Raw genomic sequence first — 12,961 nt, forward strand, 5'->3', positions numbered from 1 at the left:
CCAGCATGGCGAGCGCGCGGCCGAGATCCCGCTGCCCGCGCGCCCCGCCACGCCGCCTGGTGCCGCCTGCCGGCGCGCCGCCGAGCACGGCGCCGAGCACGTTGCCGAGGTCGAACTGCGCCATGACCACCCTACCCTCTTCCTTGTCGCGACTTTGCTACAGGTCGGACAGCGCCGCCGCAACGGAAGGGGCCAGCGCCCGGAACTCCGCCGCGCGCGGGCTGCGCGCCCGCCAGGCCAGCCCGATGCGCCGGCTGAAGGCGCCCGACAGCGGGCGGACCGCCACTTCCGCCCCGGCCGTGACGCCGCCTGCGACGGCCAGCCGCGGCAGCAGCGTGACGCCGAGCCCGCCGGCCACCATCTGCACCAATGTGTGCAGGGATGTGGCGGCGAATTCCTGGGAGGCCGCCACGCCCGGCAGGCCGCAGGCCGAGAGCGCGTGCTCCCGCAGGCAGTGCCCGTCCTCGAGCAGCATCACCCGCTCGCCGGTGAGCGCCCCGGGCGGCACCTCGCTGCGCTGCGCGAGCGGATGATCGGGCGGGGTGGCGACGAAGAAGGGGTCCTCGGCGACGGTGAGCGTCTCGGCATCCCCGCAATCGCAGGGCAGCGCCAGCAGGAGCAGGTCGAGCCGCCCGCCATCGAGGCCTTCGAGCAGCCGCTCGGTGAGGTCCTCCCGCAGCCAGAGGCGCAGGCGCGGGAATCCCTCGCGCAGGCGCGGCATCAGGCGCGGCAGCAGGAAGGGCCCGATGGTCGGGATGGTGCCGAGGCGCAGTGGCCCGGTAAGCGGGTCCCTCGCCGCTTCCACCGTCTCGACGAAGGCAGTCAGCGCCCCGAGGGCGCTGCGAGCCCGCCCGACGAGTTCCCGCCCGAGCGGCGTGAAGATCGGACGCTTGCCCCCGGTGCGCTCCAGCAGCGCGGCGTCGAGTTGGCGTTCCAGCGCCAGGAGGCCGGATGAAAGGGTGGACTGGGTGACGGCGCAGGCCGACGCTGCGCGGCCGAAATGGCCATGTTCGGCGAGGGCGACGAGGTAGCGGAGCTGCTGCGGGCTGGGCAGGGCGGTCATGCGGCCCGACATAGGCGCAACCGTCGCAATCCGCCATGGCGCGTGAAAGCTGCTGCCAGATCAACCCAGGAGCGACGACATCGCAATGGTGGTGCGATGGGTGCCGGGCCGCCGGACCCGGCGGCTGGAGGCTGGAGGCTGGAGGCTGGAGGCTGGAGGCTGGAGGCTGGAGGCTGGAGGCTGGAGGCCGCGGCTGGAGCAGATCGCATACGGCTGGAACCAGCCGTATGCGTGAAGATGCCCCCTCGAACACGGCGAGCGCGGTTTCCACCGATGTGGAAACCGTTCTAGGCGGCGTCCGTGCCCTCGCCGGAGCCGAGGCCGAGCAGCGCCGCGCGGTGCGTGAGCTCGATGCCCGAATGCCCATGCAGCCGCATCCAGCCCCGCCTGCGGAAGGAGGAGATGGCGCGGCTCACCGTCTCCAGGGTCAGGCCGAGGAACTCGCCCATGTCGGCGCGCGTCGCGGGCAGGTCGAAGACCGGGCCGACATGGCCACGGCGTTCCTGCGCCTCGACTAGCGAGACGAGGAAGGCGGCCACTCGCTCCTCCGCACTGAAGCGGCCAAGGGCGAGGATGTGGTCCTGGCTGGCGGCGAGTTCCTTGACGCAGAGGTCGAGGAAGCGGCGCTCCATCACCGGGTAGCGGCGGAACAATTGCTCCAGCCGCCGCCGGTCGAGGCGGCAGACATTGCCGCGGGTCAGCATCTCGGCACCGAAGGCATGCTCGGCGCCGGGGGTGAAGCCCAGGATGTCGCCGGGGAACCGGAAGCCGATCACCGCCTGGCGTCCGTCCGGCAGCACGCGCGTCAGCCGTGCCATGCCCTCGGTGAGGGTATAGACGAAGCGGGCGGTATCGCCCTGGCGGAAGATCGCCTCACGCGGCTCGAAGATCAGGCGCTCGCTCTCGCCTGCCATGTCGTCGAGCGCGGCGGCGTCCAGCGGGGCGCACAGGCCGACCGAGCGGGCACCGCACTTCATGCAGACATTCGCCTCGGAGCCCAAGCCGTCCATCAAGGCGCGCGTGGCGTCGAGAGGATGCATCATGCGCCTTCACCTGCGATGTGGCCGTTTCGGCCACAGTCTCCCTTGCTGTCCGGAGATCGGCCGTAGTCTCCGCGCTGTCTTGCGGTAGATCAAGAATAAACCCATGCGTATGGACCAGAGCGGCGCGCATGGCTGCCACCCGGCCAGCGGGGCGTCAAGCGCGCCAGCCGGTACGGTCGGGCAGCCTTGCCAGGGCGCTCGCGCGGCGAGACCCTTCTCATGGGATCGGCGCCGGGAGCCGTTCCGGGAGGAGAATGCCATGGCCGCCGGTCCACCGGATTTCCGCCTCGACGGCCGCAGGGTGCTCGTCACCGGGGCCTCGCTCGGCATCGGGCGCGCCGTGGCGCTCGCCGTCGCGGCCGCGGGGGCCGAGGTGGTACTGGCCGCGCGCCGGCGCCCGGGGCTCGAGGATGTGGCTGGGCTGATCGCCGCCGCCGGCGGGCGCGCGGCGGTGCTGCCCTTCGACGCCGCGGACCCGGCCGCGATTCGCGCTGCCGTCGCTTCGGCCGGCGCGCTGGACGGGCTGGTGAACAACGCCGGCAGCGTGACGCGCGAACCCTTCCTCGACGTGAGCGAGGCCGAGATGGACCGCGTGCTCGCCCTCAACGTGAAGGGGGCGACCATCGTGGCGCAGGAGGTCGCGCGCGGCATGGCGAAGACCGGCGGCGGGACGATCGTCAACATCGCCTCCATCGCCGGGCTGGTGGGGTCGCGCAACCGCAGCCTCTATGCCGCGACGAAGCATGCGGTGGTGGGGCTGACCAAGGTCATGGCGCTCGAACTCGCGCCGCGCGGCATCCGGGTGAACGCGGTCTGCCCGGGGCTGGTGAACACGCCGCTCGCAGCCGACCTGATGGCCGATGCCGCCTTCGTCGCCGCTGCGCGGGCGCGCATCCCGCTCGGCCGCATCCTGGAACCAGCGGACATCGCGGGGCCGACCGTCTTCCTGCTGTCCAACGCATCCTCCGGCATCACCGGCATCGCCATGCCGGTCGATGGCGGCGTCACCGCGGAGTAATCGCCATGCCCGTCACCGTCCGCGCCTGCGGCGCCGCCCGCACCGTCACCGGCCTGTCGCTGCTGTTCGAGACCTCCCGCGCCAGGTTCCTGGTCGATTGCGGGTTGTTCCAGGGGCCCAAGACGCTGAAGGCGCTGAACTGGGAACCCTTCCCCTATGCGCCGCGCGACATCGACGCGGTGCTGCTGACGCACGCGCATATCGACCATTCCGGCCTGCTGCCGCGGCTCGTGAAGGAAGGCTTCCGCGGCCCGATCCACGCCAGCGGGCCGACCGAGGATCTCTGCGCCGTCATGCTACCGGATTCGGGGCATGTGCAGGAGATGGAGGTGCAGCAACTCAACCGCCGCAACCGCCGCCGCGGACGGATGGAGGTCGAGCCGATCTACACCTCGGGCGACGCGGTGGCGGCGATGCGCGCCTTTCGCTCGGTGCCGATGGACCGCTGGCTGGAACCGCTGCCGGGCGTGCGCGCGCGCTGGTGGAATGCGGGGCACATGCTGGGCTCGGCCTCGATCGAGCTGGAGATCACCGAGCCGGGCGAGGAGCCGGTGCGCGTGCTCGTCTCGGGCGACCTCGGCCCCGACTGCGCGGTGTTCCACCGCGACCCGGAGGGACCGGACGCGCTGGACCATGTCTTCCTCGAAAGCACCTATGGCGACGAGGACAAGCCCTGCGTCGATCACGCCGAGCGCCGCAACCGGCTCGAGGCGCTGGTCAAGGAGGCCCACCACCCCGACGGAGCCCTGCTGATCCCCGCCTTCGCGGTGGAGCGCACGCAGGAGATCTGCTGGGACCTGGTTTCGCTGATGCAGGCGGGGCGCATCCCGATGGCGCCGATCGCGGTGGACAGCCCGCTCGCCATCCGCGCCACCGAGGTCTTCCTCGAGCACGCCGAGGTGCTGGAGAACGGCCGCTCGGTGAAGCGCGCCCTGCGATCCCCGCTGCTGACCTTCACCGAAAGCGGCGAGCAATCCCGCCGCATCGCCGAGATGGAAGGCTTCCACATCGTCATCGCCGGCTCCGGGATGTGCGATGCGGGGCGCATCCGCCATCACCTCAAGCGCTGGCTCTGGGCGCCGGAGGCGACGGTGCTGCTGACCGGCTTCCAGGCCGAGGGCACGCTCGGCCGCCTGCTGCAGGAAGGCCGCGAGGAGGTCCGCATCCAGGGCGAGACGATCCGCGTGCGGGCCAGCATCCGCGAGATTCGCGATTATTCCGGCCATGCCGACGCGCCCGAACTCGCCGCCTGGCTGAAGGCACGCGGCCCGGTGCGCGGCGGCGTCTTCTTGGTGCATGGCGAGCCGCCGGCGATGGATGCGCTTGCGCAGAAGCTGGTCGGCGAGGGCATCGCGAAGCCCGGCCAGGTGCTGCTGCCGGTGCTGGACGACGCTTTCATGCTGCCGGCGGGGCGGATGCCGCTGAAGCGGGACGCGCCGCACCGGCGGCCCGACCCCGCCCAGGCCGGGCGCCCGGACTGGCACAATGCGCGCGCGGCGCTGCTGCTCGCGATCGAGGACGCGATCGAGCGCGCCCCGGACGAGGCGACCCGCAAGGGCCTGATGGCGAGCCTGCGCTCGACGCTGGAGGCGGCGCCGGCAGCCTAGAGCGGTTTCCGTTCGCCTCGGCTCACGAACAGCGCTCCAGGCCTTTGTTTTTGCGAACATCTTCACCCGATCAGGTGGAATCACACGATCGGGATCTGCTCTGGCGTCCCGGATCCGAGGCGCCCGGGACTTCGTTCCCGGGCCGCGGGTCCTTGTTGTCAGCGGCCTGCCTCGCCGCCCCGTTCACTGCTGATGCAGCGATCAGAGGGGACAGGACGACCGGGGCGGTCGCGGCGTCACGGCGCCCCCGTGACGCCGTCGGCCGAACCCCCACATGATCCGGCATGCCCGATCCCGTACTCGTCTGGTTCCGCCAGGATCTCCGGCTTGCGGACAACCCCGTCCTCGCGGCCATGACCGACCGTCCCGTCCTGCCGGTCCATGTGCTGGAGGAACCGCCGGGCGGCGCCGCGGCCTGGTGGCTGCACCACAGCCTCGCCGCGCTCGGCCGCGCGCTGACGGAACGCGGCGCGCCCCTGTTGCTGCTGCGCGGCGACCCGCGACGGCTGATCCCGGACCTCGCCGCCCGCATCGGCGCCGCGGAGGTCCATGCCGGCCGCCTGACCGAGCCCTCCGCCCGCGCCCGCGATGCCGAGACCCACGCCGCGCTGCAGGCTGCCGGCCGCGGGCTGGTCCTGCACCGCAATGCCCTGCTGCACGAACCGCATCTGGTGCGCACCGGCGCGGGCAATCCCTTCTCCGTCTACACGCCGTTCTCCCGCGCAGTCTTCGCGTTGCTCGAGGGGCTGCCGCCGCCCCTTCCCGCGCCCACGCACCTGACCCTCGCGCCGGGTGCGCCCGAGGGACTGCCGCCGGACGCGCTTCGCCTGTTGCCGCGGCCGCCCGTGCCTGACTGGGCGGCGGATTTCCCCGCCCACTGGACGCCGGGCGAGGAGGGCGCGACCGCCCGGCTCGGGGCCTTCCTGGAGCACGGGCTCGCCGGCTACGCCGACCGCCGCAACGACCCGGCGGCCGAATGGGGGACCTCGGGGCTCTCGCCGCATCTCCACCTCGGCGAGATCTCCCCCCGCCAGGTCTGGCACGCGGCACGGGAGAAGGGCGGCAAGGGCGTCGAGACCTTCCTCAAGGAATTGCTTTGGCGGGAATTCTCGCACCACCTGCTCTGGCACCGGCCGGAGATGCCGACCGCGCCCCTGCGGCCCGAATTCCGGGCCTTCCCCTGGCGGCGCGACGCCGACCTGCTGCGCGCCTGGCAGCGCGGACAGACCGGCTATCCGATCGTCGATGCCGGCATGCGCCAGCTCTGGCGTACCGGCTGGATGCACAACCGGGTGCGGATGATTGCGGCCTCGTTCCTCGTGAAACATCTCCTGCAGCCATGGCAGGACGGCGCGGCCTGGTTCCTGGACACGCTGGTGGATGCCGACCTCGCCGCGAACAGCGCGTCGTGGCAGTGGGTGGCGGGCTGCGGGGCGGACGCGGCGCCGTATTTCCGCATCTTCAACCCGGTGCTGCAGGGTGAGAAGTTCGACCCCGACGGCGCCTATGTCCGGCGCTGGTGTCCGGAACTCGCCCGCCTGCCCGACCGCTTCATCCACCGGCCCTACGAGGCGCCCGAGGCCGTGCTGCGCGGCGCCGGCGTAAGGCCGGGCCGGGACTATCAGCCGCCACTGGTCGACCTGGCCCTGGGCCGGGACCGCGCTCTGGCGGCCTTCGCCTCCATCAAGGGCGGCCAGGCGGCGTGACCCCTACCCTTGATGGCCTGCGCCGCGCCGGCTTCCAGGGCCTGCGCGTCGTGGGCGACGTGCATGGCGACACCCGCGGCTTCGCCGCCGCGGCGGCCGGGGCGGAGGCGGCGGGGCTGTTCCTCGTCCAGCTCGGAGACCTGACGGACAACGGGCCGGACAGCCCGGCCGTGCTGCGCACCATGTTCGCGCTGCTCGATGCGGGGCGCGGGCTGTTCCTGCTCGGCAACCACGAACACAAGTTGCGCCGCGCGCTGATGGGCGATGCCGTTCGCATCGACGGCGCGGGCCTCGGCCGCACGCTGGACCAGATCGCCGCGGCGCCGGACGCCGAGGCGCTGCGCGCCCGCGCCATCGCCGAGATCGCCCGCGCGCCGGCCTGGCTGCGCTTCGGGCGCCTGTTCTGCGTCCATGCCGCCTTCCATGACGGGATGCTGGAGCATCCCTCCCCGCCCGATGCCGGCGCCACGCGTGCCGAGGGCCTCGTCGGCCGCGCCATCTACGGCCAGGTCACCGGCAGCAAGGGACCTGATGGCTATCCGATCCGCCTGGCCGGCTGGGTGGACCGCATCCCGTCCGGGATGACGGTGCTGGTCGGCCATGACAACCGCTCGCGCGACGGCAGGCCGGCGGTGCTCACCGGGGCGCGGGGTGGGCGGGCGGTGTTCCTCGACACCGGCGCGGGCAAGGGCGGCGCGCTGGCGTGGCAGGATTTCCCGCTCGAGGACGCCTTCCCTTGAAGCCGAACACCGACAGGCGCGATCCAAGACCGTCTTGATGACCCCGCCCGATTCGGGCGGAGGTCACGATCGTCGCATCGACCGGGACCGCATGCGCGAGGGTGCCTGCAGTGGGCATCCGCTCGACCCGGAGCCGGCGCGCCGATCGCGGCCAGCCGCGGCCCGCGCGCGATGCTGGGGCGGTGCGGTGCATGGCGGGCGCACGGAGAGGGGCGCCGCCCCTCTCCGAACCTCTCCCCGCCAAGGGCCGAAGGGCCCTTGGAACCCATGAGATTCATCGGCGATCTCGGGGGCGGGAATCGCCGGCGCTCCGCTCCCCGGGATCCCCGATCAGGAACTGGTGTCCAGAGGCCTTTCGGCCTCTGGCGGGAGGGGTCTCGGGGAGGGCAGAGCCCTCCCCGCCGCGCCTCATCCCCAGAGCCGCGCGCTGCCCAGTTCCTCCGCGATGATCGTGCTCGCGGTATCGAGCAGCGCCTCGCCCTTCGCCGCGCTCGCCGCGCGTGCGTCGCCGACCACGCCGCTCGGCGTGATGTCCTTGAAGGACCGGCGGCGGATCATCGTCGGCGGCTGGCCTTCGGGGCGGGTGGAGTGCGGGCCGTGCGCCTCGGCCAGGCGTTCGGCGCGCACGCCTTCCGGCATCAGCGTCATGACCATCGAGGTCTCGGCCTCGCAGGCGTGCAGCACGGTGGACTGGCGGTCGAGGATCGGCGCGAAGGCATCGCCCACCAGGTGCCAGTAGGTGCCGGCTGCGACGGCGATGCCGAACTCGTTCTGGCATTCGCCGCCGATGACGGCGACGGCCTCGGCATTGCCGCCATGGCCGTTGAGCAGCATGACGCGCTTGAAGCCCGCCCGCGCCGCGGAGCGCACGACGCCCTTGATGACGGCGGAGAAGGCCGCGAAGTCGAGCGTCACGGTGCCGCCGAAGGCGACATGATGCTCGGCGAGGCCGGTCCATACGCAAGGTGTGACGACCACCGGCCTGCCGGCGGCGACAAGCTTGTGCGCCACGCGCTGCGCGACGCCCGTGGCGCAGACGATGTCCACGCCCGTGGCAAGGTGCGGCCCGTGCTGTTCCAATGAGGCGACCGGGATGATCACCAGCGCGCCGGACTCGGCGCGGGCGTTCAGTTCCGCGGCGGTCAGCTTCATCCATTCGATTTCGGTGGCGGCGGCCATGGGCGTCTCCTGCATGCGGGGTGCAGGCGTAGGATGGAATGGCGCGTGACGCGGTCAAGCGCCCGGCACGGCGAGGACGCGCGCGCCCGCGGCCGCGCCGCGCCCATCCCCACCATTCCCACCCTGAAACCTATGCCCACGCCGGGTCGGGGCGGGCGCGTCTTGCGCAAGGGCTCGCGCTCGGCCCGCGACAGCCGGCGCAGTCCATGGCAAACTGCGCACCGAGATGCGCCAACTTCTTCTGCTGCGGCACGCGAAATCCTCCTGGGACGATCCGTCCCTGCCCGATCATGCCCGCCCGCTGAACGCCCGCGGCCGTCGCGCCGCGCAGGCCGTGGCGAGCGCCATGCAGGACCTCGGCCTGTCGCCCGACGTGGTCCTGGTTTCGTCCTCGCGGCGCACGCTGCAGACGCTCGAGGCGGTGTCCCCCTTCGCGGACAGCCCGCTGATCGAACCGATGGACGACATCTATCTCGCCCCCTGGCCGCGACTGCTCGAGATCCTGCGCCGCGCGCCCGAGACCGCGCGCAGCGTCATGCTGATCGGTCACAATCCCGGGCTGCACGACCTGGCGCTCGCGCTCGTCGGCGCCTCCGGAATGAGCAGCGGGCCCGCGGCGGCGCGCCGCATGGCGGACGGCTTCCCGACCTGCGCCCTGGCCGAGTTCGCCATCGCCACGCCGTGGCAGGCCCTCGCGGAGGGCGGCGGGCGCCTGGTCCGCTTCCTCGTCCCGGCCGACCTGCCGGAAATGGCGCACTGACCATGCCCGCCCGCGCGGCACGGGACGGCCGCCGAGGCGGCATGACATCCGAGGCCGAAGCCCCCGCCGAGCCACCGCCCGCCGCGCCGCCGGAGCCGTCCGAACCCCCGGCGCCCCGGCTCGACTTCGTCCTGGCGCCGGAGGCCGCGGCGCGCCTTGCCCGCACCCCTGCCGTCACCGCGCACCGCGCCGGCCGCACGCGCGGAACGGCGGCTGAGATCCTGTGGTTCGACACCGCCGAGGGCGCGCTCGCCGCGCAGGGCCTCACCGTCCAGTCGGGCCGGCGCGGGGCGCGCAGCCTGCTGTGCACCCTGCCCCCGCCCGAGGCCCCCTGGCACCCCTGCCAGCCCCCCGCGGAGATCGCCGCGCTGACCGACGGCGAGGCCCCCGCCGAGGCCGGCGGCGCCCCCCTCGTGCCGGTCGCCGCCTTCACCGGGCGGCGCCTGACCTTCCGGCTCGCCATGCCGGAGGGCGAGGTGATGGCCGAACTGCTGACGGGCCGGTTGCGCAGCGTCGCGGCGGAGCACCCGGTGGCAAGGCTCGGCCTGTCCGGCCCGGGGCCGGCGATGCTGGCGGCCGCCCATCGCCTCGCCGACCAGGTGCCATTGCTGCCGCCACTCGCGCCGCTGGCCGAGGAAGCGCGCGCGCTCGCCACCGGCACGGCGCCGCGGCCGCCCCGCCTCGGCCCGCCCGACACCTCCGCCGCCGCGACGGTGGAGGATGCCTTCCTGCGCGCCTGCGGCCACCTGCTCGAGGTCATCCGCCAGCAATCCGCCCGCATCGCCCATGGCGCGGGGCCGGAGGGGGTACACCAGACGCGCGTCGCGCTGCGGCGGCTGCGCTCGGTCTTCCGGGTCTTCCGCTCGGCGACGGACGGGCCGACGCTCCGCGGGCTCGACGCCCGCTTCCGCGAAGTGCTCTCGGTGCTCGGCCCGGCGCGGGACTGGGACGTCTTCCTTGCCGGAACCGGCCACGACGTCGCCGCCGCCTTCCCCGGGGAGAAGCGCATCGCCGCCCTGCTGCGCGCGGCCGAGAAGCGCCGCCACGACGCCTATGTCGCGGTGCTGGCGATGCTGGAGGGCACCCCGTGGCGCCTGCTGCTGCTCGATGCCCTGGGCGCCCTGCTCATGCGCCCGTGGCGGACAGAGGTGCCCGAGGAGGCAGTGCAGGCGCTCGACGCGCCCGTGCGGGACTTCGGGCGGAACATCCTCAACCGCCGCTGGACGCGCCTGCGCCGCGCCGGCGAAGCCTTCGAGACGCTGACGGCGGAGGAACTCCACGAACTCCGCCTCGACGGCAAGCGCCTGCGCTACGCCGCCGAGGTCTTCGCGCCGATCTTCGGCGCCAAGGCCGGCCGGCGCTTCCTGCGGCGGGTCGCCATGCTGCAGGACGGACTCGGCATCGCCAATGACGCGGCCGTGGCGCGCGGACTGGCGCGCAGCCTGGAAGTGCCGGGCAACGGCGCGCGGGCCTGGGCGGTCGGCGTGCTGGAGGGCTGGTGCGAGGCACGCGTCGACGGGCATCGCGGGGACGCCTTCGAGGCCTGGGAGCGGCTGAGCGGCAAGGATCGTTTCTGGTCAGGCGCGTAGGCGCATTTCTTCGCTCGGCCGCGTGAGGCAGCTCTGCCACATGAGTCGATTTCATTGCTCGCCCCGGTTGCAGGCCGGGGGTGGGTCGGTCTAACGATCCGGCGTGCTTGAGAGACGGCGCATCTTCAAAGGACGCAGGACCCGACCGCGGATGGGCGGCGCGGCCCTGCTGTTGTCCGCGGCGATCGCGACGCCGCTGATCCTGGCGGTGGTGCTGCCATCGAACCTGTTCGGCTCCGCGCCGACGGACCGCCGATGGGAGGCGGAGGCCGGCGAGGTCCGCATCATCGACGGCGAAACCCTCGGGCTTGGGGAACGCGTCGTCCGCCTGGCAGGCGTTGCCGCGCCGACGCGCGGGGAGGCCTGCAGCGGACGCTCGGGCGATGCCTTCGACTGCGGCGGTGCCGCGACGGCGGCACTGACGCGGCTCGTCACCGGGCACCCGGTCGCCTGCCGCATCGTCGGCCAGGACGGATTCGGGCGCGGGCTCGGCGAATGCGTGGCCGGCGGGACCGATCTCGGCCGCACGCTCGTGGGCGGCGGCTTCGCATTGGCGACGGCATCCGCCCTGCGCGCGCCGGAAGTCGCGGCGCGCGACGGCGGCCGCGGCCTCTGGGCACATCCCGCCGGCGCTCCCGCCGCCTGGCGGAACCGCGACTAGCAGCCACGCGGCAGGACCTGCGGTGACAGGTTTGCCAGCCCGGCCGCCCGCCCGTATCTTGCGCCGCACCAAAACCCCCGGGGGTGTGCAGACGCCCCCGCGCGACTGACCCGAGGAACTCCCCGCATGAGCAGCAAGGCCACCGGCTCCATCACAGTCACGATGGAAGGTTCCAACAAGAGCGCGAAGCTGCCCCTCCTCGGCGGCACGCTGGGGCCGCAGGTGGCCGACATCCGCAAGCTCTACGGCGAGCTCGGCATCTTCACCTACGACCCGGGCTATGGCGCCACCGCGTCCTGCGAGAGCACCATCACCTACATCGACGGCGACGAGGGCGTGCTGCTGTATCGCGGCTACCCGATCGAGCAGCTCGCCGAGCAGTCGTCCTTCCTCGAAGTCGCCTACCTGCTGCTGAACGGCGAGCTGCCGAACAAGGCGCAGTACGCCGAATTCGACAAGGGCGTGACGCGCCACACCATGCTGCACGAGCAGCTGCGCCGCTTCTTCGAAGGCTTCCGCCGCGACGCGCACCCGATGGCGGTGATGTGCGGCGTGGTCGGCGCCATGGCCGCCTTCTACCATGACAACCTCGACATCAACGATCCGGAGCAGCGCCGCATCGCGGCCTTCCGCCTGATCGCCAAGGTGCCGACCATCGCGGCCTGGGCCTACAAGTACTCGGTCGGCCAGCCCCTGGTGTATCCGCGCAACGACCTGAGCTACGCCGAGAACTTCCTCTACATGCTCAACGGCGTGCCGGCGGAGCCGTGGGTGAACAACCCGATCCTGTCCCGCGCGATGGACCGCATCCTGATCCTGCATGCGGACCACGAGCAGAACGCCTCCACCTCCACGGTGCGCCTCGCCGGTTCGACCGGCGCCAATCCCTTTGCCTGCATCGCGGCCGGCATCGCGGCGCTCTGGGGCCCGGCGCATGGCGGCGCCAACGAGGCGGTGCTGAAGATGCTCGCCGAGATCGGCAGCCCGGAGAACATCCCGCAGTTCATCAGCGAGGTGAAGGACAAGAACTCCCACACCAAGCTCATGGGCTTCGGCCACCGGGTCTACAAGAACTTCGACCCGCGCGCGAAGATCATGAAGGAGACCTGCCACGAGGTCCTCGCCGAGCTCGGCATCAAGGACGAGCCGCTGCTCGACATGGCGATGGAGATGGAGCGGATCGCGCTGTCCGACGACTACTTCATCAGCCGCAAGCTCTACCCGAACGTGGACTTCTATTCGGGCATCATCCTCAAGGCGATGGGCATCCCGACCTCGATGTTCACGGTGCTCTTCGCCGTGGCGCGCACGGTGGGCTGGGTGAGCCAGTGGAAGGAACTGATCGAGGATCCGTCCCAGCGCATCGGGCGTCCGCGGCAGATCTACACGGGCGCGCCGGCGCGCGACTTCGTGGCGATGGACAAGCGGGGCTGAGGTTGCTGCCGGAGGGGCGCCGCCCCTCCGAACGACCCCGCCAAAGGCCCTTGGAACCCATGAGAGAGGAAAGGGCTCCGGGCGGCCGTCGGACGCGGAGCGTACGTCGCCGCCCTTCCTCTGACCGGCCACTGAATTGATAGAGCAGATCCCGATCAGGT

At 72.5% G+C, this 12,961-nt stretch carries 11 protein-coding genes; 8 read left to right on the plus strand and 3 right to left on the minus strand.

Annotated elements, in window-relative coordinates; genetic code table 11:
• Positions 1-157: 157 nt before the first annotated feature.
• Positions 158-1,063 (minus strand): hydrogen peroxide-inducible genes activator, encoded by a 906-nt coding sequence (locus tag GXW76_RS09850; protein WP_211861844.1) that lies wholly within the window; start codon positions 1,061-1,063, stop codon positions 158-160.
• Positions 1,064-1,350: 287 nt separating this feature from the next.
• On the minus strand, positions 1,351-2,106 hold the full coding sequence (locus tag GXW76_RS09855) for a Crp/Fnr family transcriptional regulator (RefSeq protein ID WP_211861845.1): 756 nt from the start codon (positions 2,104-2,106) through the stop codon (positions 1,351-1,353).
• Positions 2,107-2,365: 259 nt separating this feature from the next.
• On the opposite strand from GXW76_RS09855, the gene GXW76_RS09860 reads away from it, so the two are divergent.
• The 4 genes from GXW76_RS09860 to GXW76_RS09875 all read left to right on the plus strand — a co-directional run bounded on the left by GXW76_RS09860 (position 2,366) and on the right by GXW76_RS09875 (position 7,177).
• Positions 2,366-3,124 carry an SDR family NAD(P)-dependent oxidoreductase gene (locus GXW76_RS09860; RefSeq protein WP_211861846.1) on the plus strand — a complete coding sequence of 253 codons (759 nt, stop codon included), beginning with the start codon at positions 2,366-2,368 and terminating at the stop codon, positions 3,122-3,124.
• Between the two features lie 5 nt (positions 3,125-3,129).
• A complete protein-coding gene (locus tag GXW76_RS09865) occupies positions 3,130-4,731 on the plus strand; it encodes an MBL fold metallo-hydrolase RNA specificity domain-containing protein (RefSeq protein ID WP_211861847.1) in 1,602 nt (533 codons plus the stop codon).
• Between the two features lie 284 nt (positions 4,732-5,015).
• Positions 5,016-6,437 carry a cryptochrome/photolyase family protein gene (locus tag GXW76_RS09870; protein ID WP_211861848.1) on the plus strand — a complete coding sequence of 474 codons (1,422 nt, stop codon included), beginning with the start codon at positions 5,016-5,018 and terminating at the stop codon, positions 6,435-6,437.
• Positions 6,434-7,177 (plus strand): metallophosphoesterase, encoded by a 744-nt coding sequence (locus tag GXW76_RS09875; RefSeq protein ID WP_338150927.1) that lies wholly within the window; start codon positions 6,434-6,436, stop codon positions 7,175-7,177. The genes GXW76_RS09870 and GXW76_RS09875 overlap by 4 nt, the downstream gene beginning before the upstream one ends.
• A 408-nt stretch (positions 7,178-7,585) precedes the next feature.
• Here GXW76_RS09875 and GXW76_RS09880 read toward each other — a convergent pair whose 3' ends face one another.
• Positions 7,586-8,356 carry a creatininase family protein gene (locus tag GXW76_RS09880; protein WP_211861849.1) on the minus strand — a complete coding sequence of 257 codons (771 nt, stop codon included), beginning with the start codon at positions 8,354-8,356 and terminating at the stop codon, positions 7,586-7,588.
• Positions 8,357-8,582: 226 nt separating this feature from the next.
• Between GXW76_RS09880 and GXW76_RS09885 the strand changes: the two genes are divergently transcribed.
• The 4 genes from GXW76_RS09885 (at position 8,583) to gltA (ending at position 12,800) form a co-directional block, all read left to right on the plus strand.
• Positions 8,583-9,116 carry a SixA phosphatase family protein gene (locus tag GXW76_RS09885; RefSeq protein WP_211861850.1) on the plus strand — a complete coding sequence of 178 codons (534 nt, stop codon included), beginning with the start codon at positions 8,583-8,585 and terminating at the stop codon, positions 9,114-9,116.
• 41 nt (positions 9,117-9,157) lie between these two features.
• Positions 9,158-10,705, plus strand: coding sequence for a CYTH and CHAD domain-containing protein (locus tag GXW76_RS09890; protein WP_211861851.1), 1,548 nt, complete (start codon positions 9,158-9,160; stop codon positions 10,703-10,705).
• Between the two features lie 151 nt (positions 10,706-10,856).
• Positions 10,857-11,366: a thermonuclease family protein gene (locus GXW76_RS09895; protein WP_211861852.1), complete on the plus strand. Its 510-nt coding sequence runs from the start codon at positions 10,857-10,859 to the stop codon at positions 11,364-11,366.
• A gap of 126 nt (positions 11,367-11,492) precedes the next feature.
• Entirely contained in the window at positions 11,493-12,800 is a 1,308-nt protein-coding gene (gene gltA, locus GXW76_RS09900) for a citrate synthase (RefSeq protein ID WP_211861853.1), read from the plus strand.
• Positions 12,801-12,961: the final 161 nt, after the last annotated feature.

Origin of the sequence: Neoroseomonas soli, from assembly GCF_018129065.1 — a bacterium.
GTDB classification, from domain to species: domain Bacteria; phylum Pseudomonadota; class Alphaproteobacteria; order Acetobacterales; family Acetobacteraceae; genus Neoroseomonas; species Neoroseomonas soli.